Consider the following 24,958-nt stretch of genomic DNA (forward strand, 5'->3'; position numbering starts at 1 on the left):
AGTCACTTCGGCATTAATTCCTCCACTGAAACCTTTAATGCCTTAGCAACTTCCACTACAAAATCTTGGGAAGGCGATCGATTCCCTCTCTCAACTTCACCTAAAACAGATACAGATACCCCTAACTCTTTCGCAAAACCTTCTTGTGTATAACCTTTTAGCTTTCGAAAAGCACGAATGCGTCTTCCCCATTTTTCTGCTTCCATACCGTTACTCCCTCTCGCCTTTTCATTTCTTCTACTTGTGAACGTGAAATGTTTTGTTTTATATCTTGATTAATCTCTAACAACGGAACGATAACAAAAGCTCTTTCGAACATCCGCGGATGCGGAACAATAAGATTCTCTGCTTCAATATTTTCTTGATTATATAGTAAAATGTCAAGGTCGATGGTCCTCGGACCCCATCTAATTTCCCTTTTTCTTCCTAAATCATTCTCTACTCTTTGTGTAATTTTCAATAATTCTTGCGGTGATAAATTGGTAGAAATTTTTATAACTAAATTTAAAAAGCAACTTTGGTCAGTATAGCCAACTGGTTCCGTTTCATATACAGATGAAATATCGTTAACTTGGATATACGGGTTTTTGTTTAAAAACTGAATCGCTTCAGTTAAATACGTATAACGTTCTCCGATATTTGAACCTAATGCAATGTAAGCTATATTATTCATGGACGTTCTCTCGTAATTTCCACTGCTACAGCACGATAATGCCCAGGTATCGGCGGATCTGGTTTAATTACTTTAATTGTACAACGGAAAATACTCTCATATTGTTTCAATATATCTGCAGCGATATTTTCAGCGATACTCTCTACAAGCTTATACGTTCTATCTTCAACAACTTTTCTACATAACTCGAAAAGCTCTCCATAATTGACAGAATGCTCTAAGTCATCACTTTCTCCTGCCTGTTTCAAATCCAACTCCACCGTTAAGTCCACTTTAAATCTCTGACCCAATTTATTTTCCTCTGGGAATACACCATGATAACCGTAAAACTCCATATCATGAACATAAATTTTATCCAATTACTTTACCCCCTTACCAATCATCGCATCCATCATCTTAGCCATACGTGCCATTTCCTTCACATCATGAACACGAACAAACTCACAACCCTTTTCAATGCCGAGACAAACGGTAGCTCCTGTTCCCTCAAGACGTTCCTCTACCGGTAAATCTAACACATGTCCAATAAAGGACTTTCTTGAAGTACCTAAGAGAACTGGATAACCCAGTACGTTTAACTGTTCTAAATTACGCATCGCTTCTAAATTTTGTTCAGGTGTTTTAGCAAAACCGATGCCTGGGTCTAAAATGATATTCTCATCTCGCACGCCAGCATCTTTAGCAATTTTGATGCTTTCATATAAATCAGCAATCATATCAGCCATTAAATTGCGGTAATTCATGTTATCGCGATTATGCATCAAGATAATAGGTACATCGTAATGAGCTGCAACTTCAGCGATTTTCGGTTCCGCCTTCGCACCCCAAACGTCATTAATAATATGAGCGCCAGCTTCGATTGCTTGTTTTGCAACTTCAGCTTTATACGTGTCGATAGAAATAGGCAATTCCACTTCTTTTGCAACCGCCTGAATCATCGGAACAACTCGCTTTATTTCTTCTTCCACCGATACTTTAGCAAAACCCGGGCGAGTAGATTCACCGCCGATATCAATAATATGAGCACCTTCATCTCGCATTTCTTTCGCATGGCGCACCGCAGCCTCTACCTCGTTGTAACTCCCACCATCAGAAAACGAATCTGGTGTTACATTTAAAATCCCCATAATTAAAGTTTTTTCATTTAAGTTCAATGTATATTCGCCGCAGCGCAAATCATAATCCCACTTCAAACTACACATCTCCTCTTCGCAATTCATTTCTGCTCCACAATTTCTCTCTCTGCATTTCATAAAGACTCATAAACCTTTTTGTAACCATACCTACTTTACCCGGGAAATCTCGTCCCTCTATATGATAAAGCGGGACAATTTCTTGAATCGAGTTTGTTACGAAGACTTCATCAGCTGAAAGTAATTCATCTTTTGTAAAGAAACCTTCCTTTACTTCGATGCCCAGCTCTTCAGCAACCTTTATAATAAACGCACGAGTGATACCATTTAAAATCCCTGTTTTTAGCGAAGGTGTATACAAAATATCACCTTTCACGAAAAAGAGATTCGAAACAATACCCTCTGCAACATAACCTGTTTCAGTAAGGAAAATACCTTCCTTATTCACAACATTTCCAATTTCACGTTTTCCTAAAATGTTATTTAAATAATGATGAGACTTTAAGCGAGACGCACCCTCTGGTGTATTTCGCACTTGTTTTAAAACAACCCCTTCTTTTTCCACTACATCTTCGGGGGCTGCTAAAGGTTTTATAAAAACAATAACAGACGGCTCTTCATACATTTCCGTTTGCAATCCAATTTCATCTATACCTGCTGATACATTAAAACGTACATATGCATGCTCTAATTCATTCTTAACGAGTAAATTCTTCAAAATAAGCAGTACTTCATCTTTCGTCATTGTCCATTTAATTTGCAATGTATCCAGCGCATCTATTAAACGGTCATAATGATCATCCAATAAGAAAGGATGACCATTATAAATACGAAATGTCTCAAAAACTCCAAGACCATATAAATAACCATGATCATAAGGAGAAATTCTCGCTTCACTTGCTTCTACATACTCACCATTCACGTAAATTAACACGATGTCACACTTGGGCTGTATTTACGAATGAAATTCTGCAACAACTCTTTCCCGTGGGAAGTCATAATTGATTCTGGATGGAACTGTACACCTTCAATCGGTAATGTTGTATGACGGAGCGCCATAATTTCCCCTTCTTCTGTCCAAGATGTTACCTCTAAGCAATCAGGTAACGTCTCTTTCTTAACGATAAGGGAATGGTAACGTGTCGCAGTAAACGGATTAGGGATATCCGAAAAAATCGTCTTTCCGTCATGATGCATAAGCGACGTTTTCCCATGCATTAAGCGCTCCGCACGTATAACCTCTCCGCCAAACACTTGTGCAATGGATTGATGTCCAAGACAAACCCCAAAAATCGGAATCTTTCCAGCAAAGTATTGAATAACCTCCATACTAATACCTGCTTCATTAGGACTACACGGACCTGGCGAAATCATTAAAAAGTCTGGTTTCATATTCTCAACATCTGAAATAGTCACTTCATCGTTACGCTTAACAACAAGCTCTTGTCCAAGTTCTCCAAGAAACTGCACTAAATTAAATGTAAAAGAATCATAATTATCAATCATTAATATCATTTCTCTCACCTAACCGTTTCTTCACTACGTTCTTTTGCACGCCATAAAGCAATCGCCTTTTTTAACGACTCTTTATATTCATTTTCCGGATTCGAATCAATTACAATTCCCGCTCCTGCTTGTACATGTGCTTTTCCATCTTTAGCAAGCAGTGTTCTAATTACAATATTCAATTCTGTATCTCCAGAATAACCGATCCACCCGATTGAACCTGTATAAATCCCTCGGCGAACAGGTTCTAATTCTTCAATAATTTCCATCGTACGTATTTTCGGAGCACCAGTAATTGTTCCCCCAGGGAATACAGCCTTCACTAAATCAAAAGCATCTTTATCTTCTTCCACCTCACCACGCACATTAGAAACAATATGCATAACATGTGAGTATTTCTCAATTACCATAAATTCATCTACTTCTACAGTGCCATATTTACAAACACGCCCTAAATCATTTCGTTCTAAATCCACAAGCATGACGTGCTCTGCTCTTTCTTTTTCGTTCTCAATTAATTCTTTTGCTAATTCTTCATCCTCTTGCTCATTCGCCCCTCTAGATCTCGTTCCAGCAATCGGTCTTGTACTTACTTCGGTTCCCTCTTTCTTAATTAGCAACTCTGGCGATCCACTAACAATTTGAAAATCCCCGAGCTCCAAGTAACCCATATATGGAGATGGATTAATCTCACGAAGACTTGTATAGATTTCTAGTGGGTGTGTTTGTAACGTTCTTTCTTGCCTTGTCGACAAGTTTACTTGGAACACATCACCAGCCCCAATATATTCTTGAATACATTCAACCGCCTTCATAAAGCTTTCTTCTGTAAAAGCAACTGTTTCACTTTTCTCTTCAGGGCATGCAAAAGGTATATTCACTTCTGGCGCTTCTGTCGCCCAAAGAATCTTCCATTCATTTAATCGCTCTTTTGCCTCTTCATGCTTATCTACATAATGTGTAATAATCCATAATACTTTTTCTTTTTGATCATAAACAAACACATCATCAAATAATAAAAAGAATATATCAGGTATATTAATGTCATCCTCCGCATGGGAAGGGAGTTTTTCAATATAACGGATGCAATCATAACTAAAGTAACCAATTGCACCACCTTGAAATGGAGGGTATTCCGGATTATAGTCCGTTTTCCATCGCTCCATATATTCCTGCATTAAATCTAATGGGTTTCCTCGTTTTATTGTTTCCTTACCACTTTCGCTTATATGTAACGTTTCACCCTTCCCTCGGATTACCGCTACTGGGTTCAACCCCACAATGTTATAACGACCGCCACGTCCACTCTCTAACAAAATATGTTGCGGTTTATCCTTAGAAAGAAATTTATACTGCTTAAAGAAATCTAACTGATATGGAATAGAAAGCGCTAAAGATTTTCTTCGTTGCATATCAACACCCCGTCTTCTTTTATCCCACCCTCTTAGATTAACCACCTCAAACTACATTCGTTATGTATATAAGGTGGTTATACTCGAAGGCTAGTGAAAATAAATTAATTATACTACCTCTTATTTTACATGAAGTTTTCTAGTCATTCACTCTTTTCCTATTTCCAATCCAAAAAGAAAAAGCATCCTTTTCAAGGATGCTTTTTCAATCACATATAATTAAGACTCAAATTGATAAAGCGGTGTACTTAAATAACGTTCACCGTTACTTGGGATAATAACAAGTACCTTTTTCCCTTTACCTAACTTTTTCGCAATTTCTGTTGCTGCATAAATAACTGCTCCAGAAGAGATACCCACTAAAATACCTTCCTCTTTAGCCACTCTTCTTGCATATTCAAATGCTTGCTCTGCTTTTACTTGAACAATTTCATCATATACCTCTACATCCAATGTCTCTGGGATAAATCCCGCCCCAATTCCTTGGATTTTATGTGGACCCGGTTTCCCACCAGATAGTACTGGTGAATCCGCAGGTTCTACTGCATAAATTTTAATATCTTTATACGCTTCCTTCAGCACTTCACCAGCACCAGTAATCGTTCCACCTGTACCAATGCCTGCAATAAACGCATCTAATTGGTCACCCATTTGTTCAACAATTTCTGGCCCTGTTGTTAAACGATGAATTTCTGGATTCGATTGGTTTTTGAACTGTTGTGGTATAAAGTAGCCATGCTCTTTTGCTAATTCAGTCGCTTGACGAATTGCTCCACCCATTCCTTCAGGCCCTGGAGTCAATACTAATTCCGCACCGTAAGCACGTAATAAATTACGACGCTCAATACTCATTGTTTCTGGCATTACTAAAATTGCCTTATATCCTTTAGCGGCCGCTACCATCGCTAAACCAATTCCCGTGTTACCACTTGTTGGCTCAATGATTGTATCGCCTTCTTTTAATAATCCTTTTTTTTCAGCATCTTCAATCATAGCTAATGCAATACGATCTTTAACACTGCTCCCTGGATTCATAAATTCTAATTTTAAGTATATATCTGCGCTGTTTGATTCTACGATGCGGTTCAACTTAACGATCGGCGTTTTCCCGATTAATTCTGAAACTGATTGTGCCACTCGCATTCCTGTCACTCCTAACACCGAGTATTTTTATTGGTTTTATCTATATTTAGATTTTGTCAGAAAATTCCCTGTTTGTCAATCTATTTAGAGGATGGATTCCCTCACTTCCCTTATTACAAACTCTCAATTAAATTTGTAATATCTTCTTTAGAGAACTTGTATCGCTCATTACAGAAATGACAATGAACTTCTGTCTCTTCTTCTTCTTCGCGAATTTGCTCTAACTCTGTTTTACCCAAACTAATTAACACACTCTCAATACGTTCGCGTGAGCATGTACAATTAAATTGAACATCCATCACTTCTAATACTTTTACTTTATCTTCTCCAAGAACTGCATACAGTAACTCTTCTGGAGAAAGCCCTTGTTCGATTAACGTTGATACAGGAGGAATCTTCTGCAAACGATCTTCGATGAATGAAATTGTTTCTTCCTGTGCCCCTGGCATAATTTGAAGGATAAATCCACCTGCCGCTAATACGCTGTCATCTCCATTTACAAGAACGCCAACTCCTACAGAAGAAGGTGTTTGCTCAGAAACTGCAAAATAATACGTGAAGTCTTCCCCTAATTCTCCTGAAACAATTGGAGATTGACCAATAAACGGCTCACGCATACCAATATCTTTAATTACTGTTACAAACCCTTCAGTACCTACCGCTTGATATACACGTAATTTCCCTTGTTCCGTTCCTTCAAAATCAACATGTGGATTCGTTACATAACCACGTACATCCCCATTTGCATGAGCATCTACTAAGATAGGACCAATCGGACCATTACCTTCTACCTTAATCGTTAACTTTTGGTCACCTTTTAACATTGCGCCCATCATTGTACCTGCAGTTAAAGAACGACCAAGTGCCGCCGAAGCTGTTCTCCATGTATCATGACGTCTTTGCGCCTCACTTACTGTGTTTGTAGTACGTACACTATATGCACGCACTTCTCCATCAAATGCTAACGCTTTTACTAAATAATCTTTCATACTCATTTATTCACCTTTCTCATGCTGTAAATTTGCATTACGCTCGTATAACATATACAAACCTTTTAATGTTAAAAATGGATCTACAACATCAATTACATTTGATTCTTCTGAAATTAATTTCGCCAATCCACCTGTTGCAATAACTTTCGGTTCTTGTTTAGCTTCCTCTTTCATACGCTTAACAATACCTTCCACTTGTCCAACATAACCATAAAGAATACCAGATTGCATTGCACTTACCGTATTCTTTCCAACAACACTGCTTGGTTTTGTAATTTCAATACGAGGAAGTTTTGCCGCTCTACTATATAAAGCCTCTGCTGAAATCATAATTCCCGGCGTAATAACCCCACCCATATAATGCTTTTCTTCGTTAATATAACAATATGTAGTAGCCGTACCGAAATCGACAATAATAAGCGGACTTCCATACAAGTGGATTCCTGCTACCGCATTTACAATTCGGTCCGCGCCTACTTCACGTGGATTTTCATATTTAATATTTAGCCCCGTTTTTATTCCAGGACCTACTACAAGCGGTTTAATTTTAAAATACTTTTCACACATGCGCTCTAATGCAAACATAATTGGTGGTACGACTGAAGACACGATAATACCTTTCACATCTTCAAACGAAAGACCTTCATGCTCAAGCAACTGCTTTACAAGCATTCCATATTCATCTTCTGTCTTATGACGATCTGTTTCCATGCGCCAATGTTGACGAAGTTCCCCCTCTTCAAACACGCCTAGCACAGCATTTGTGTTCCCTACATCCAATACAAAAATCATATTCTCACCACTTATCTTATTTAATCTATATTTGTGCAGTATGTATAAAACTTATAAAAACATCATATCACACATACTTATATAATCAGCTTTTCTATCCTCATCATTTTACAAAAAGATTACGCTCTATTTCAATTTTTAATACCAGATTTACTTAAAATTTTTTCTACTTCATTTCGTTTCACAAATAAAAAAAAGGAGTGACCATCGTCACTCCTTCATCTCTTACTTATCTTCTGATTCTTCATCGTCCTTCTTCATATTGATGTTTACTTTCACATCATCTGAAGATGTTGGACGCTCTGGCAATCTGCCGTAATCATATAAATGATTGATTTGCTCTGCATCTAACGTTTCTACTTCAAGTAACGTTTTCGCAATAATATCTAGCTTATCACGTTTTTCAGTAAGAATTTGTTTCGCGCGAGCATAACATTCTTTTATAATAGTTTGCATTTCCACATCGATTTCATGTGCAATTGCATCACTGTAGTTTTGTTCTGAATGGAAGTCTCTTCCTAAGAACACTTGACCACCTTGTGAGCTACCGAATTGCATCGGTCCAAGCTTATCACTCATACCGAATTCCGTAACCATACGTCTTGCAATACCAGTCGCACGTTGGAAGTCGTTGTGAGCACCTGTACTTGCTTCACCAAACACAATCTCTTCAGCTACTCGACCACCAAGTAAACCAGTGATTTTATCAAGTAACTCTGGTTTTGTCATGAAGTAACGATCTTCTTTCGGAAGCATTACTGCATATCCACCAGCTTGACCACGAGGGACAATTGTTACTTTATGAACGATATCTGCTTCATCAAGGACAACACCAATTACAGTATGGCCAGCTTCATGGAATGCAACGATATTACGTTCTTTTTCAGAGATAACACGACTTTTCTTAGCTGGACCTGCAATAACACGATCCGTTGCTTCATCAATGTCACTCATATCAATTTTCTTCTTATCTTGACGCGCAGCCACTAAAGCAGCTTCGTTTAATAAGTTTTCAAGATCCGCACCAGAGAACCCTGGTGTACGAGTTGCAATTGCTCTTAAGTTGATATGATCATCAAGCGGTTTATTACGAGCATGTACTTTCAGCACAGCTTCACGGCCATTTACATCTGGACGATCTACTGTAATTTGACGGTCAAAACGACCTGGACGTAATAACGCTGGATCAAGAATATCAGGACGGTTTGTTGCAGCGATGATAATAATACCTTCGTTTGCACCGAATCCATCCATTTCAACAAGTAATTGGTTCAACGTTTGCTCACGCTCATCATGGCCACCACCAAGACCTGCGCCACGTTGACGTCCTACTGCATCAATTTCATCAATGAAAATGATACAAGGAGCATTTTTCTTTGCATTTTCGAATAAATCACGTACACGTGATGCACCGACACCGACGAACATCTCTACGAAATCAGAACCACTGATAGAGAAGAATGGAACGCCTGCCTCACCTGCAACGGCACGTGCTAGTAAAGTTTTACCTGTACCTGGAGGTCCTACTAATAGAACACCCTTCGGAATACGGGCACCAACTTCAGCGAACTTACGAGGATCTTTCAAGAATTCAACTACCTCAACAAGCTCTTGTTTCTCTTCATCCGCTCCAGCAACATCTCTGAAACGAACTTTTTTCTTTTCGTCATTATATAACTTCGCCTTACTTTTCCCGAAGTTCATAACACGGCTACCGCCGCCCTGAGCCTGGTTTAATAAGAAGAAGAATAAAATGAAGATAATGACAAACGGAATGATTGAAGTAAAGAACGTTACCCAGGCACTTGTTTCTTCTGCTGGTTGATACTTAACTTCAGCACCTTGCGCTTTGTCATTAATTTTCTTTTGTAATTCCTCAGTATTTGGTGCATAAGTAACAAATTGTTCTCCTTGGCTAGAGTTGTTAAATTGTCCTTTTACCTCAAATACACCATTTTTCGGTTGAAGTTGCACATTACGCACTTCACCTTTTTCTAGTTTAGTAATGAATTTATCGTAGCTAACTGATGTCGTTTTTTGTGTCGAACCATTAAAATAGCTCACGATTCCAATTACTACTAGGAATATCAGTAAATAAAAGATGGTATTACGGAAGATACGATTCATTCCTAACCTCCTCTCACGGCATAAACACTATAGTAAATCGTAACATAGAAAAACTTTCCTATACAATTGTGACGCCTGTATTTAATTAATTTGAGTAAACACTTGGTTTTAATACTCCTACATAAGGAAGATTACGGTACTGCTCTTTATAATCTAATCCATACCCTACAACAAATTCATGTGGAACAGTAAACCCAACATAATCCGCTTTCAAATCTACCTTACGGCCTGTCGGCTTATCTAATAACGTAACAATTTTTACAGACTTCGCTTTACGATATTTGAATAGGTCTACTAAGTAACTTAGCGTAAGACCGCTATCAATAATATCTTCAACGATTAAAATATCGCGACCCTCTACAGAAGTATCAAGGTCTTTTAAAATTTTCACTTCGCCTGTTGAAACAGTAGAGTGACCGTAACTAGATACAGCCATAAAATCCATTTCAAGATATGTATCTGTTCTCTTTAATAAATCTGCCATGAATGGCATTGCGCCCTTTAATACACCAATCGCAAGAGGTATTGTGTTTTTATAATCCTCTGCAATAACCGCACCTAATTCGCGCACCTTTTCTTGTATTTGTTCTTCAGAAATTAATACTTTTTCGATATCTTGATTCATCATTTCATTATCCTCCCGGAAGACTCCTTGCTTTTGTAGTGAATAATCATATATTTATCCTTCTTTGCCGCCTCTTTCGAGATAGCAAATGCAGATCGCTTCAACAAGGGTACCCAAATAATATTCCCACTTGCATCACAAACGACCGGCCATTCTTCTCTTTTTTCTCTTGGTACTTTTGCTTCGATAAAAATAGTTTTTATCTTTTTTGTGCCATTCATACCTTGTATTGACATGCGATCTCCATTTTCTCTAGAACGAATACGAAGTGGATATGATATATCATTATACTTAGCAACAAATACTGTTTCATTCATGTTACTTGGTATGTCTTCGCTCACCTCTGTTACAAGCCTATCCCCGTTCGATAGCGTAATGGTCCCGGGCACTGATAAATCTTGTAAAAAAGGAGAAACAATTTCTTGTTTAAATCCAAAGCTACACTCCTCGTATGCGCGAACAATTTTTAAATCACCTGGGAAATCAAGTGAACCCGAAGGTTGTGCCCGCTTAAAAAACTCGATCACTTTGTCAATATGTATAGAGGAAAGAGAAGATGGAATCTTATATTCATAAAGATAGTTTAATATTAGTTGAATCCCTCTTCTTTGTAAAGGCATAGACATGGATTCAAAGGCAGGAATTGATAAGCTAATTTGTTTATCACTTTTTTTTGTAATTACTTTATTCATTTTCTCAAAAGCTAATTCCTGCAAATACGCCTCATCCTCTTGCACTTGCATGCTAAATTTTTGGAATTTCTCATGCACTTGTGAATTTTCTTCTTTCAAATGAGGAAGAACATATTTACGTAATCGATTCCTTGTATATACTTCCTTTTTATTACTTGGATCTATACGGGGAATTATTTTTAGCTTATTACAGTAATCAACAATCTCTTCCTTCGTTACTCCAAGTAACGGCCTAATTAAATATCCATTATGAAAAGGACGCTTCACTGCAATTCCTGCATATCCTTTCGGAGTACTCCCTCGTACAAGGCGCATTAAAATCGTCTCTACTTGATCATCACCATGATGTCCAAGAGCTACATATCTCGCATCATATTTCTTCATTATTCTTTCCAAAAATGCATATCTGCATTCTCTAGCAGCAACCTGTGCATTCATTCCGTGTTGCTGTTGATATTGCGACACATTAATCCTTATCGTTTCGCAAATAACTCCCAGCCCTCTACAAAGGTCCTGCACAAACTGTAGGTCCTCATGAGATTCATCACCTCTAAACATATGATCCACATGTGCCACTACAATTTCGAACTGTTTTGCTGCTCTTTTTTCTAACAAATAATATAGAAGAGCCAAAGAGTCAGGACCACCAGAAACCCCTACAACAATTGTTGAACGTTCCTTTAATACATCATGCTGCTTTACAAAGTCATCTACCTTTTCAACAAATGTATCTTTCAACTTCGTAATCACCTTTCATTAAACAAGAACAGCAACGTTAGTTACCTTGTTTATAATGGTACAACTTTTACAAACATTGTGCAAAAAAAAGATATACAAAAATTACATTTTTATCTTACATCATCCGTGCATATTCACAAAAATAATAACATTATCTTTTAAAGTAAAAAAACCTAGGCATCCACCTAGGTTTTTAGAAAGAAACAGTGATAAAGAAACATCACACTTAAAATTTATTGTGCCTGCATTCCTACAATTGGAATCGTAGCCCACTTCGGCATATTTTTCTTCACTTTCGCCACAACGATAGTCATATCGTCATTTATATAACCATCACAAGAGCGAATCACCTCTTCCATAATGATATCAGCAATTTCTTGCGGATCTTCGGTTTGTAATTCTTTAATTTTTCGTTTCATCCATAGTTCATGATTTTCTACATGTTGCGCTCCCTCGAAAATCCCATCGCTCATCATAATAAGGATATCGCCCGTTTTTAATTGTTCACCTACTACATCAACTTCAACATCCTCAATAATGCCCATCGGCAAATTACTTGCCTCAATTTTCAAAATATTATTCGCGCGTTTAACAAAACTCGGCGTCGATCCAATCTTTAAAAATTTCGCACTCGCATCCCGCAAATCCACCATAGCTAAATCTAACGTCGTAAACATCTCTTCTGTTGTTCTTAAAGAAAGAATAGAATTGATAGATTTAATCGCTATTTCCTCATCAATGCCTGATTGAAGTATTTTTTGTAATAATTTTACCGTTTCTTTACTCTCCATATGAGCTCTTTGCCCATTTCCCATACCATCACTAATTGCAAGCGCATATTTACCAACACTTAAATCCATCATCGCATAAGAGTCACCAGAAACAAACCCACCGCCTTTTGCAGCTGTGGCCAACCCAGTATCAAGAGAATACGTTTTTGCCGAACCAAATGATATTAAGCTGTGGCCGTTCGGATAAGAAGATTTTTCTTCATGTTTAACAACAATATTTTCCTTTAGAATGTCAGAAAGCATCGGCGCAACTAACTTTTCACATTCTCCATGTTCATTAGATGCAACTGGAATCAACATTTCAATATCAATACTTCCTCTATCTAAACAATATATATCAACATGCTCTACTTCTACGCCAAAATCACGAAACGCTTGCATAATCTGTTCTTCCTGCACTTGATGATTTTCTCGTTCTCTTTGGATTTCCTTAGCAAAATCCTCCATAACTTTTGATACACCTAATAGTTGCTCCGCTACTATTCTACGGTTTTCTTTCATTTGTTTTCGTAATTTTTGTCCTTCATAGAAGTGATCTAATTCACCCGCTACTAAATCCGTCACTTTCTTCCCTCTCACACAATGCTTGTCCCATTCACGAACTAACTTCCGATTATGCTGCAACGTCCCCTCTTCCGTTTCACTCATTATTTGTTTCATATAATCGTACGTTTTGTCGAAATTAACTACCCAGCATTGGTCCTTTTTAAAGCATGTTTGACATGTTTTTGCAGTAATTGTACTTAAGAACAAATCCGCTTCTGTCTCTTTATCTTCCTCCTCCACATATCCATATACAGAAAAGCTATTAGATAAAGCAGCAAATACATTGGCAAATTGATTAATTTTATTCGCTGTAACATCACGCATCCTTCTTAAATACTGTTGTTGATCTTGCGAATGTTCCTGTGTGCCTGGCATGAATTTAGCAATACGATCCATAACAAGTTTCGGTGTTAATAAGAAGAACATAATCGCCACACCAGATTCAATTAAAGTTGTCACAATGTTTGTTTGCTTGTCTACATATAGCGTAATCAAGCTCGTCCCAATTAATAAACCTAAACTAACACCTAAACGCTTCCCTTCTTTTAACAAACCACCAAGCAACCCAGAAAAAGCAAGTAGACTAAGTTGAGACAAACTGGAGACATTGGCTAAACTTAATATTAATCCAGTGACGACCCCCACTGTAGATCCTGTAGCAGCCCCCGCGATAAATGCAAACACGAGTACTAAATACCTAGTAAAAATATGTTGAATAGAAGCGTCATATACAAACCAATCTGTTGTACCTGTTAAAACAGATGCTAGTAATATAATTAAACAAACAATTTCTTCTGTCTCTAGCGCTTGTTGTTTACCTTTTCGTTCTACTAAAAGCGGAACACTTTGTAAAAATATCATAGTTAATACGAAGCTAAGCCCTGCCTCAATCGTACTAACGAGTAAATCGTACATGGTGACGGTTTGTTGCGCGAAGTATACGACAACTAAATGTGCGGTTAATGCGGAGATAAATACTTGGAATGGAACAAGTCCAACAGTTTTACGTGTAAACCGACTAAAGAAGATATTATAAATGAAGAAAGTAAAAATAGATGCAAAGGTAAAGAATAAATTATCTATCGAAACTGAAAGTGCGCCCCCCATAAGAGCCAAGAACGCGAGCGGCATTTTATCCCGCTTCATAACATAAACAGCAGCAAAAAACGGCAGTGCAAACGGTAAAATGTTTGTTAATATATATGCTCGTCCCAAAAGAAAACCAATAACAACAATAATAAATCCCCATCTAAAGAAAACCTGTTCAAACTTCATTCGCAGCTTACTCGTCCACTTTACTGCTCCAAGCTGACCCTCATTCATTGCCAATGCACTTGTATTCATAGTATTCCTTCCTGCTTTAGGCATATTTTTAACACCACCTGCATAGTTTAATTACTGTCATTATAAAAGATGATTATTGGGATTTTTGTCAAAACAACAGTTTTCACTTTTATAATCGTTCGACTTTTTATTCGAAATAACTCTACATATATACACGGTATGTAATTTATTCTTACTATTTAGATTGAACATTCAGAAAATATAGGGTGATTTTGTAGAAGTGTTGTATGTCTTAATTTATTTAACAAAAAAAGATCATGCAAATTTGCATGATCTTTTTAGGATGACCCGTACGGGATTCGAACCCGTGTTACCGCCGTGAAAGGGCGGTGTCTTAACCACTTGACCAACGGGCCGTTAAATTAAATATAGCGGCGGAGGGGATCGAACCCCCGACCTCACGGGTATGAACCGTACGCTCTAGCCAGCTGAGCTACACCGCCATGTCGTCTTATTTAACGGACAATTAGTATCTTACCTCAGATATATTTTAAAGTCAACACATCTTGAAAACTTTTTTAAAAATATATTTTCACATATAAAAAAGCACCCCGAGCAATCGCCCTGGGTACCTCTCTATATGCTAAGAATTAAACGTTCTTATTATCCGCGACGTGCGCCACGGCCACCACGTTTAGATTCTGTGTTACGCTTTAAAGAAGTTAAACGATCTTCACTGTCCTTTAAGAAACGTGCCATCTTTTGCTCGAATGTTTCTTTTGGAGCTCGTTCGTTACCGCCGCCACGGTTATCTCTGTTGAAAGAACGATTACGTTGTGGACGTCCAGAACGTTGTTGATCGCCACCGCCACCGCGTTGGTATTCACCACGTGGACGATCTCCTTCTGTTTTTTCACGCTCTTTCGCTTTTTTAATAGATAGACCGATCTTACCATCTTTTTCAACGTTAATAACTTTTACTTCTACTTGGTCGCCCACTTTTAAGTGATCGTTAATATCTTTCACATAATTATCAGCAACTTCACTAATATGAACAAGACCCGTTAAGCCTTCTGGCAGCTCCACAAAAGCCCCAAAATTTGTAATACCTGTTACTTTACCCTGTAACTTGCTGCCTACCTCGATTGACATAAAAAAAATGCTCCTCCTTAGTGGTTAAAAAGTCAAATTTTACTTTATTATATATAATCCTAAAATATAGTGTCAATAAGACATACTCTACTTAGAAACAGGAAAAATTATCTCCCCTTTTCCAGAGAAGAAATAATCCCTTCTAGCAATCTTTAATACGTACTCTTCATCATTTAACTTTTGAACTTCGTCTTTTAGACTCTTTTCTTTATTCGTTAATGAATCCAGTTCTTTTTTCATGTCCTTAACTTTTGCTTCTTTTGCTCTAATGGAACTGTTTTGTTGATAAAACGTTACACTAATACTCGCAATAATTGTAAAAGCAAAGACAAGAAAAACCGCTAAACGGCGATAAAGTCGCTTCCTGTTCTCATCCGTTTGTATTATATGCTCTTTAACAGGATTTGGACTCTGTTTTTCGATTGTTCTTTGTCTCAGTTCCCTCATTTCCGAGGTCCCCCTAACTTCTTTTTTATACGCCCCCATAATTGGAAGATGTGTCCCTTCAATTTTGCTATATATTGCAGGAACCCTACATGTTTCATTATAAAAAGTTTAACACGATTAGGGAGAAGTTTCCATATGAGCAAAGCAATAAATCGAACAGGCCAGAAAAAAACTTTCCATATGAAAAGTAATATCCAAATCACCATTTTCCATAACACATGTCCAATTGAAAGCAGTATACGAAATAAGAATAATATAAATGCAATAAATAGCTGCGCTATAATAATAACAGGTTTTATCATGAGTAGCTTTATAATTTGAACAAAAAAGTGTGTTGTTTGCATAAAAATATAGATGAGAAAATTTAACAGTCTCATGTATATTGCTTTCAATAAGCTTTGATATGCCGCAAAACCACATAATAATGCCAAAAATACATATATACGTAGTTCAGCTTCATTTACAAGAAGCAGTACATAAAAAACGAATAATGCTTGGACAATCCAAAATAGTATATCATGTATAAATACAAGCCAACGTTTACGTTCTTGCCGCTTTAAAAATCGTTGGTATGTATCTAAAGACGCTCCAATCCAAGCACCCATTCCGATCATTGAGAGCATCGTATACAACTGAATTGTTAGGCTCATTTAAACAACTTACTAAAGAATCCTTTAGTTTTCTCCCCTTGATTCTCATCAATATACAGCATCTCATGAACTTTCCCTTTAATCGATACAACACCTTTTTCTACATCTAAATTTTTCATTTGCAAATTTTGACCACGAATTGTTAAAAAACCCATTACGGTCTCAAGTAAAAACTCCTCGCTATCAAAACTCTCTACCTGCTTTACACCGGTAATATCAATTACACGCCTGCCACGCATAATAATATCATGCTCTACCGAAACATTTTGTTGATTAGAAGACATAGGTGAGTAACCATTATTCACGTAAATCCCCCCATAGATTTATACTAGCTAATAGTAATGTATGAAGGGATAATTGATTTTAGAACAAGCCTTCTTCAGCCTTTACTTTTTCTTCGCGAACTAAACTATACATATTTGCTGCATCTTCTTTTTTAGTCGTTTCTTTCAATTCGTTTATTTTTACAGTTACTATTTTTTGACCAAAACGAATTGTTAATTCATCAGCTACTTTTACATCTGAACTCGCTTTTGCCACTTGACCATTAATTGATATTCTTCCTTGATCAGCTACTTCTTTCGCTAATGTTCTTCTTTTAATTAAACGTGATACTTTTAAAAACTTATCTAGACGCATATCAAATCCCCCTATTAACGCTCTGTTTGTTTTGCCTCTTCCCATAAAACGTCTAACTGCTCTAATGATAAATCTTGCATCTCTTTATTCATTTCAGCTACCTTTGCTTCCATGTATAAGAAACGACCGACGAATTTCTCATTCGTTGAACGTAACGCCTCTTCGGGATCTATTTTATAATGACGAGCTATATTCACAAACGCAAATAGTAAATCGCCAAATTCACCTAACATTTTCGCCTCATCCATATTTGTAACTTCTTGTTGGAACTCTTGCCATTCTTCTAAGGCTTTCTCTATCATCGGTTGTACATCAACCCAATCGAAACCAACTTTGCCAGCTTTTTTCTGGATTTCATAGGCGCGTAGTAACTGTGGCAAACTTTTTGGAACCCCATTTAAAACAGATTCTTTCACGAATCCTTTTTCTTGTTTTTTAATTTCTTCCCAATTGGCAATTACTTCATCGGCATTATTTACATCCGTATTCCCAAATACATGCGGGTGGCGGCGAACCATTTTCTCAGATAAAGTTCGAATAATATCATCTATAGAGAACCAACCTTCATCCTCCCCGATTTGAGCATGCAACATAACTTGTAATAATATATCACCCAGTTCTTCTACTAAGTGATCATCATCCTCTTCATCAATTGCTTCCAACACCTCATAAGCTTCCTCAATTAAATACTTCTTTAAAGATTGATGTGTTTGCTTTTTATCCCACGGACAACCATTCGGTCCACGAAGGTCTGCAATAATTTCTCTAAGCACATCAAACTGTTGATACAAGGACGCACGTTCTTTAACTGGTGGTACATATACACTCGTTAAATTATTCAACTCTGTTTCATGATCTAACATGTACAACGGCACCTTTTTAACTTGTTCAAATGAAGTCCCTGCAGCTGTTACGATATACACTTCATAATCATCTGATAGCATCTCCATTAATGTTAATTTCACATCAGATGCAACGAATGCGTCATATACTTGGCAAAAGATTAAATGTTGACGTAATTCTAATTGTCCTCTTTCAAATGATGTGGCGTCAATTAATTGGAATCCTTCAATCGGATCAATCTTTAGACTCGCAAACATAGGATCAAGGAAACTTTGTCCACCTTCAATGCGCACTTCAACATTCGCTACTTCGCCTTTTTCCAACAGTAGCTGAACCGTTCTTTCCGCTACAAGCGGATGCCCTGGCACAGCATAGATGATTTCTGTGCCTTCAGCTTGTTCTAGCAATGTATTTGCGATTGTTTCATATACAATTTCAAATGTATCATGCGCTTCATATACACTGTCAAAGGCTGTATATTGTATACCTTCTTTCTCCAACTCTTCTATAACGGGATGTTCCTTCGTTCTAACAAACATGTGATCTGCTTCTTTTATTTTTCGATATACACCCATCGTTAACTGATCTAACTCACCAGCACCTAATCCTAAAATAGTAATGATTCCACTCACAACCTGCCACCTCTATCCACTCTTCTTCAATGAACCTTCTTTTTTCTCTTTTTTCATAACGGTTCCTATTTCCGCTTTTGTAAATACACGTAATTTTAAAATTAAAAACACATATGTTAATCCACCGATAGCTACACCTAACAATGCCTCAAGTGTTGCAATTCCTCTATGCCTTGTATCAATCACTAATCCAGACATTTGCATCACACGTATAAATATTATTAATACAAACCCCATACCGATACCACTAATAATTACACCTAACATATTACGCTTATCGATAAGCGATTCGGATACAGCTTGCATAAGTAATGCACTATTTAGCACAGAAATTACAATTAACGCAACTAGTGTTGCAATTGCAGCTCCCTTCACACCAAAATACGGCATTAATGTATAATTTAAAGCTAACTTTAAACAACCCCCAAATATAACGAATATTGCTGGTTTTAATGTTTGTCCTAACCCTTGCAAAATAGAAGCAATTGTAATCGACAATGAACTAAATAAAATAGATAAAGATAAAATGGATAAAACATCTGACCCATCACTATTTTCAAACAACATAATATTCGTAGGCTGAATAATACAAGTTAATCCAATGGCAGCTGCAAATCCAATAACAAATGTTATTTTCATTGCTAACTTTACCTTTTCTCGAATAAAGGAAAGATCTCCTCTTTCCTTCGCCGCTGTAATAATTGGAATAAGTGACAATGAGAAAGAAGTTGTCACGACAGTACCTAATTGCATAAGCGGGATACTTCTGTCGTAAACACCTTTTAATACCTTTGCACTTTCAGCTTGCTCTCCTGCCCCAATAAGTAAGGAATAGAAGGAAATGGAATCAGCCATTTGTATAAAAATAAGTACTAAGTTACTAACACAAATCGCCAATCCCTGCCAAAACAGAATTTTAATGATCCTCTTTTTCCCCTTAATTCTCTTTACACTCTTGAAAAATATAGAACGAAAGTCATGACGCATATAAAGTACAAGTACGATAATCCCAATCAGTCCGCCTGCGATTGAACCTAACATAGCACCTGCACCGACTGTATATAAATCAAATCCGCGAGCAATTAGGAATAGAGATAAAAATACAATAATAGAAACACGAATTGTTTGTTCTATCACTTGCGAAACAGCTGTTGGCATCATATTATTGAACCCCTGAAAATATCCTCTTGCTACAGATAAAAACGGCATCAATATGAATGAAAATGAAATAACACGTAATAACTTATCTAAGTGTATATCTCCCATGGCTGTTGCAATTGCTTCGGCACCAAAAAATAATGTAAAAAAGCCTACGAAACCAATTCCTAATAAAAACCAAAAAGATACACAGATAATTTCTTCTGCTTCTTGTTGTTTCCCTTGCTCTAATCGTTCCGCAACCATTTTTGAAATTATAATGGGGAACCCATAAGTAGCTAAAATTAAACAAAATCCATAAAACGGATAAATTTGTTGGTAAATATAAAAACCAATATCACCCGCTATATTTTGATATGGAATACGGTAAAAAGCGCTTAATACCTTTGTAACAAAACTTGCGATTGTTAATATAATAGCCCCACGCCAAAAGGCTTGATACTTCTTCGATTCCATACAAGAAAACTCCTTTTTCTATTCTCACCCCTCGTATTATATCATAAAGAAAAGGACAAGCTTCCTTGCCTACACGAGTAATAATACGTTCGTGCAACGATAGAAATGTTCAACGAAAAAAGGTAGCAAAGTGCTACCTTCATTCAATATACATATATCTCCAAATATTTGATTTCTCAAGAAGAAATATCATAATTAGGAAAGATTGCTACTTCTAAAATTCGATATAGCCTTACTGCTCCATTTGTTTCGCTAAAAAGCTTGCAGCTGTATTTACTGACTTATGCTCTACTTCACTTATAATAGCCTCTTTAGAGAAGATAACAACAGCTCCAATTGGATCCCCATTCGCAACAATCGGGCCAATTGTATAGGAACTCACTTTTTCTGTTACTCCATCAATAATTGAAATTTCGCTTTCATCTGTCATAATTACAGACTTACGCTCTTCCATTGTCTTCTCAATTAAATCGCCAACACTTTTATTTAAGTATTCTTTTTTAGATACGCCTGCTACTGCGATAATAGAATCACGATCGCATACAAGCACATTATGTCCTAAGCTATCGTATAAAGCTTCCGTATATTCCTTTGCAAAATTACCTAGTTCACTAATTGGAGAATATTTTTTCAAAATCACTTCTCCATCGCGATCAACAAATATTTCTAGTGGGTCTCCTTCTCGAATACGTAAAGTTCTACGAATTTCCTTCGGGATTACTACCCTACCTAAATCATCAATTCGACGTACGATTCCAGTTGCTTTCATTCTAATGCTGCCTCACTTTCTACTGATGATCAAAGTGGTGAATTTACCTGTTCATGTAAAAATCACCAACTGTTAGACATAGTATTTTACACATTAGTTCTTCTATGCACGCCGAATTGTATTTTTTTATCTTATATTAGGCATTTATGACTTCTTTTTTTACATCTGGTAGGCCTTTTAATAAATTTTCAGCAATTGTTAACCACTTCGATGTCTCTAAGCCATTTGTTTTCATAACGATTTTCAATTGCGATCCTTCCATTCCTAGACCAATCATACGTCCAAAACTATTTCCAAGCATGAATAATTTTCCACCATCAATATTTTGACTTGCTTGTTCTGAGAACAGAATTGTCACTTCAAATTTATTTTGCTTAATTAACTCAATTTGTTCTTTCATTGCCAATACTTTAATATTTGCAATTTGCAATAAGTAACCAACTTCTTGCGGGTAATCACCAAATCTATCTATCATCTCTTCCTGCAACTCTTCAATATCCTCAATTGCAGAAACACCTCTAAACTGTTTATACATCATAATCTTTTGTTTACTATCTGAAATATAAGCATCTGGTAAATATGCATCTACTTCTAAATCAATTTCAACATTAACTGTATTTTCAACCCCATCTGTTCCTCTACGCTGTTCAATTGCATCTTTTAACATTTGAGAATATAGATCAAATCCGACAGAATCAATAAATCCATGCTGTTCGGCTCCTAACAAGTTACCTGCACCACGAATGGATAAGTCTCTCATCGCAATTTTGAAACCTGATCCAAGCTCTGTGAACTCTTTAATGGCTTGCAGACGCTTCTCTGCAACTTCTGATAACACTTTATCTCGTTTGTATGCAAAGTATGCATATGCAACACGATTAGAACGTCCAACACGACCACGAAGCTGATACAACTGCGATAATCCCATACGATCTGCATCAAATACAATTAACGTATTTACATTCGGAATATCTACACCCGTCTCAATAATTGTTGTACTTACAAGAACATCATGCTGCCCTTCTAAAAACGATAGCATAACAGACTCTAATTCACCTTCGTTCATTTTCCCATGTGCATACGTTACACGCGCGTCTGGAACTAACATCGAAATTTCATCTGCTTTTCTTTCGATATCCTCCACACGATTATATAGGAAGTAAATTTGCCCACCTCTTGCAAGCTCTCGTTCTATCGCTTCTCGCATTAACGCTGGATTATACTCTACTACATACGTTTGGACTGGGAAACGATTTTCTGGTGGTGTCTCAATAACAGATAAGTCACGCACACCAAGCATAGACATATGGAGTGTACGCGGAATCGGAGTTGCCGTTAATGTTAACACGTCAACATTTGCTTTTAATTGTTTAATTTTTTCTTTATGTGTTACACCAAACCTTTGTTCTTCATCAATAATAAGAAGACCTAAATCTTTATAAGTAACATCTTTAGATAAAATACGATGCGTTCCGATTACGATATCTACCGTACCATCTTTTAAGCCTTTAATTGTTTCATTTTGCTGTTTTCTCGTACGGAATCTACTTAATAATCCTATGTTGATTGGATAATCTTGAAAACGCTCTCGAATTGTTTCATAGTGTTGTTGTGCAAGGATCGTTGTTGGCACTAAAATTGCAACTTGTTTTTCATCCATAATTGCCTTAAATGCCGCACGGATAGCTACTTCCGTCTTTCCATATCCTACATCACCACAGAGAAGCCTATCCATCGGACGTCCACGTTCCATATCTTTCTTAATCTCGTCAATAGAACGTAATTGATCCTCTGTCTCTTGATATGGGAAAGAAGATTCAAATTCTTGTTGTTCTGCCGTATCTGGTGTATATGCATAACCCTTCGAAGCTTCGCGCTCAGCATATAGTTTAATTAGGTCATCCGCAATATCTTGTACAGATTTTTCAACTTTCGTTTTGACCTTTTTCCAATCATTTCCACCCAATTTATAAACTTTAGGATCCTTACCTTCAGATCCTACATATTTCTGCACTTGGTCAATTTGTTCAATTGGAACGTATAACTTATCATTACCTTGATATTTAATATTCAAGTAATCTTTATGAACACCATTAATCTCTAGTGTCTCGATACCTAAGAATTTACCTATACCATGATTTACATGAACTACATAATCTCCAACTTTTAATTCCGAATAACTTTTAATACGTTCAGCATTAGATAACTTCTGCTTACGTTGTGATTTTTTAACTTTTTTATGAAAAAGCTCTTTTTCAGTAATAACAACAAGCTTTTGCATCGGCATTTCAAATCCTGCATGTAAATCACCTACAGCAATTTGTAACCTTCCAGGCAATAATATATCTGTGCCCTCTACGATATCTGCCTCAATATCATAATCACTTAAAATATGTTGTAGTTTTTTTACACGTTCATCATCTGTGCCGAGTACAACAGTCGTAAAATGCCCTTCGTTCCATCTATCAATTTCAGTTTTCAACAACTGCATCTGCCCATGGAAATCTTGCATTGTTTTACATGTCACATTCACAATGTTTTGCGGATGTGTATGTGCTATATGACGTAAGAATAACGTTAAATATACAAAACTTCTTTTTTTATGATGAAGAAATTCCTCAAACGAGTGTGAGAAAGATAAATCTTGAATAATTGTTCCCTCACCAAGAAGTGATATATACCATTCCGCCTCTTCCGTTTCAAGATGTGATGCCGTTTCTTGAATACGGGAAATCTCATCTAAAACCACAATACCATCTTCTGGTAAATAATCTATCAGACTAGCAGGTTCTTTATAGAAAATAGATAAATATTTAAACATCTGTTCTATACTTTGCCCGTTTTTTAACATCTCAATTTCATGACTTACCGTTTCAAGCACTGTAGTCTTCAATTTATCATCGGAAAGTTTTTGCATCGTCTTAGTCAAGCCTTCCTCAAGATGCTCAATTCCCGACTTCAATTCTTCCTGTGAAAATAAAAACTCTGTTGCTGGACCAAATCTAACACTTTCTTTTTTATCTTGAGAGCGCTGTTCATCCACATCAAATAATCGAATAGAATCAACTTCTGTATCGAAAAATTCAATACGAAATGGTAACTCTTCAGTTAATGGGTAAATATCTAATATTCCCCCGCGCAAACTGAATTCCCCAGGAGCTTCTACCATCGACTTACGCTCATAACCAATATGATGTAAAGTATGCAAGAATGTATCTAAATCAATCTCTTGCCCTAGATTGATTTCGATTTGCCTTTGCTTCCACAACTCTTTCATTGGTAAAAATCTGCGTAGTCCTGCAACTGGCGCTACAATAATCCCGTTCTCTCCTGCCGCTAAACGATTCAATACTTCAATACGTTGCGCCTTCAATTCTGGGCTTGCAACACCAATTTCTGATGCTATCAATTCATTTACTGGGTATAACCACACATCTTTTTCACCAAGTAACGCCACTAAATCTTCATGCACTTTTTGTGCTTGATATAAATTATGCGTCACAATAAGTTGTGATTTTTTTGTTTTTTTATATAAGGCCGCCATTAATAACGAACGAGAAGAGGTTGCCATACCTGATACAAGTTGTTCTTTTAAACCATCTTCTAATCCATTAATAACCGATTGGATCTCTTCATTTTTATAAAATTGCTCTAATAAGCCTATCATTTTCAAAACCCCTCTCAACATAAAGAGCAAGCCACTATATTTTATGCAAATATTTTGGAAAAAGAAAACAGAAAAATGCTTTGGACATGCC

General features: G+C 36.8%; 23 protein-coding genes and 2 tRNA genes. All 25 read right to left on the minus strand.

Going from position 1 to position 24,958, the window contains the following annotated elements; genetic code table 11:
- Positions 1–2: 2 nt before the first annotated feature.
- On the minus strand, positions 3–206 hold the full coding sequence (locus ACUN0F_RS02835) for a helix-turn-helix domain-containing protein (protein ID WP_000387029.1): 204 nt from the start codon (positions 204–206) through the stop codon (positions 3–5).
- Positions 158–673, minus strand: a complete 516-nt coding sequence (gene folK, locus ACUN0F_RS02840) for a 2-amino-4-hydroxy-6-hydroxymethyldihydropteridine diphosphokinase (RefSeq protein WP_001059453.1) — start codon at positions 671–673, stop codon at positions 158–160. Before folK ends, ACUN0F_RS02835 begins: the two co-directional genes overlap by 49 nt.
- Positions 670–1,032, minus strand: a complete 363-nt coding sequence (folB, locus tag ACUN0F_RS02845) for a dihydroneopterin aldolase (RefSeq protein ID WP_000358076.1) — start codon at positions 1,030–1,032, stop codon at positions 670–672. Before folB ends, folK begins: the two co-directional genes overlap by 4 nt.
- Positions 1,033–1,893 carry a dihydropteroate synthase gene (folP, locus tag ACUN0F_RS02850; RefSeq protein WP_048542168.1) on the minus strand — a complete coding sequence of 287 codons (861 nt, stop codon included), beginning with the start codon at positions 1,891–1,893 and terminating at the stop codon, positions 1,033–1,035.
- A complete protein-coding gene (gene pabC / locus ACUN0F_RS02855) occupies positions 1,868–2,740 on the minus strand; it encodes an aminodeoxychorismate lyase (protein WP_000909864.1) in 873 nt (290 codons plus the stop codon). The genes folP and pabC overlap by 26 nt, the downstream gene beginning before the upstream one ends.
- The gene (gene pabA / locus ACUN0F_RS02860) at positions 2,734–3,321 is read right to left on the minus strand and encodes an aminodeoxychorismate/anthranilate synthase component II (RefSeq protein WP_064475163.1); all 588 of its coding nucleotides are present in this window, start codon (positions 3,319–3,321) and stop codon (positions 2,734–2,736) included. Before pabA ends, pabC begins: the two co-directional genes overlap by 7 nt.
- Before the next feature lie 5 nt (positions 3,322–3,326).
- A complete protein-coding gene (gene pabB / locus ACUN0F_RS02865) occupies positions 3,327–4,724 on the minus strand; it encodes an aminodeoxychorismate synthase component I (protein WP_445539103.1) in 1,398 nt (465 codons plus the stop codon).
- Between the two features lie 219 nt (positions 4,725–4,943).
- Positions 4,944–5,867 carry a cysteine synthase A gene (cysK, locus tag ACUN0F_RS02870; protein ID WP_001261726.1) on the minus strand — a complete coding sequence of 308 codons (924 nt, stop codon included), beginning with the start codon at positions 5,865–5,867 and terminating at the stop codon, positions 4,944–4,946.
- A gap of 113 nt (positions 5,868–5,980) precedes the next feature.
- Positions 5,981–6,856, minus strand: a complete 876-nt coding sequence (gene hslO / locus ACUN0F_RS02875) for a redox-regulated molecular chaperone HslO (RefSeq protein ID WP_033658948.1) — start codon at positions 6,854–6,856, stop codon at positions 5,981–5,983.
- 6 nt (positions 6,857–6,862) lie between these two features.
- On the minus strand, positions 6,863–7,651 hold the full coding sequence (locus tag ACUN0F_RS02880; protein WP_000578367.1) for a type III pantothenate kinase: 789 nt from the start codon (positions 7,649–7,651) through the stop codon (positions 6,863–6,865).
- Positions 7,652–7,876: 225 nt separating this feature from the next.
- Positions 7,877–9,778: an ATP-dependent zinc metalloprotease FtsH gene (gene ftsH / locus ACUN0F_RS02885; protein ID WP_001079657.1), complete on the minus strand. Its 1,902-nt coding sequence runs from the start codon at positions 9,776–9,778 to the stop codon at positions 7,877–7,879.
- Between the two features lie 85 nt (positions 9,779–9,863).
- Positions 9,864–10,406: a hypoxanthine phosphoribosyltransferase gene (gene hpt, locus ACUN0F_RS02890; protein ID WP_000981845.1), complete on the minus strand. Its 543-nt coding sequence runs from the start codon at positions 10,404–10,406 to the stop codon at positions 9,864–9,866.
- A complete protein-coding gene (gene tilS / locus ACUN0F_RS02895) occupies positions 10,403–11,833 on the minus strand; it encodes a tRNA lysidine(34) synthetase TilS (protein ID WP_327974981.1) in 1,431 nt (476 codons plus the stop codon). The genes hpt and tilS overlap by 4 nt, the downstream gene beginning before the upstream one ends.
- Before the next feature lie 233 nt (positions 11,834–12,066).
- Positions 12,067–14,538 carry a stage II sporulation protein E gene (gene spoIIE / locus ACUN0F_RS02900; protein WP_137012719.1) on the minus strand — a complete coding sequence of 824 codons (2,472 nt, stop codon included), beginning with the start codon at positions 14,536–14,538 and terminating at the stop codon, positions 12,067–12,069.
- A gap of 260 nt (positions 14,539–14,798) precedes the next feature.
- Positions 14,799–14,870: transfer RNA gene (locus ACUN0F_RS02905), tRNA-Glu, on the minus strand.
- 13 nt (positions 14,871–14,883) lie between these two features.
- Positions 14,884–14,957, minus strand: a tRNA-Met gene (locus ACUN0F_RS02910).
- Positions 14,958–15,117: 160 nt separating this feature from the next.
- Positions 15,118–15,606, minus strand: a complete 489-nt coding sequence (locus ACUN0F_RS02915; protein WP_000021454.1) for a S1 domain-containing RNA-binding protein — start codon at positions 15,604–15,606, stop codon at positions 15,118–15,120.
- An 87-nt stretch (positions 15,607–15,693) separates the two neighbouring features.
- Positions 15,694–16,053, minus strand: coding sequence for a cell division protein DivIC (gene divIC / locus ACUN0F_RS02920; RefSeq protein ID WP_001208737.1), 360 nt, complete (start codon positions 16,051–16,053; stop codon positions 15,694–15,696).
- Positions 16,050–16,703 (minus strand): spore cortex biosynthesis protein YabQ, encoded by a 654-nt coding sequence (gene yabQ / locus ACUN0F_RS02925; protein WP_445539104.1) that lies wholly within the window; start codon positions 16,701–16,703, stop codon positions 16,050–16,052. The genes divIC and yabQ overlap by 4 nt, the downstream gene beginning before the upstream one ends.
- Complete coding sequence (gene yabP / locus ACUN0F_RS02930; RefSeq protein WP_001059101.1) at positions 16,700–17,008, minus strand: sporulation protein YabP; 309 nt, start codon at positions 17,006–17,008, stop codon at positions 16,700–16,702. The genes yabQ and yabP overlap by 4 nt, the downstream gene beginning before the upstream one ends.
- 58 nt (positions 17,009–17,066) lie before the next feature.
- On the minus strand, positions 17,067–17,342 hold the full coding sequence (locus tag ACUN0F_RS02935; protein ID WP_001234876.1) for an RNA-binding S4 domain-containing protein: 276 nt from the start codon (positions 17,340–17,342) through the stop codon (positions 17,067–17,069).
- A 14-nt stretch (positions 17,343–17,356) separates the two neighbouring features.
- Complete coding sequence (gene mazG / locus ACUN0F_RS02940) at positions 17,357–18,817, minus strand: nucleoside triphosphate pyrophosphohydrolase (protein ID WP_000014264.1); 1,461 nt, start codon at positions 18,815–18,817, stop codon at positions 17,357–17,359.
- Between the two features lie 12 nt (positions 18,818–18,829).
- Positions 18,830–20,431, minus strand: a complete 1,602-nt coding sequence (locus tag ACUN0F_RS02945) for a putative polysaccharide biosynthesis protein (RefSeq protein WP_445539105.1) — start codon at positions 20,429–20,431, stop codon at positions 18,830–18,832.
- A gap of 232 nt (positions 20,432–20,663) precedes the next feature.
- A complete protein-coding gene (spoVT, locus tag ACUN0F_RS02950) occupies positions 20,664–21,200 on the minus strand; it encodes a stage V sporulation protein T (RefSeq protein WP_000648312.1) in 537 nt (178 codons plus the stop codon).
- Positions 21,201–21,336: 136 nt separating this feature from the next.
- The gene (gene mfd, locus ACUN0F_RS02955; RefSeq protein ID WP_000579706.1) at positions 21,337–24,867 is read right to left on the minus strand and encodes a transcription-repair coupling factor; all 3,531 of its coding nucleotides are present in this window, start codon (positions 24,865–24,867) and stop codon (positions 21,337–21,339) included.
- Positions 24,868–24,958: the final 91 nt, after the last annotated feature.

It is taken from the genome of Bacillus sp. 1A, from assembly GCF_052682215.1.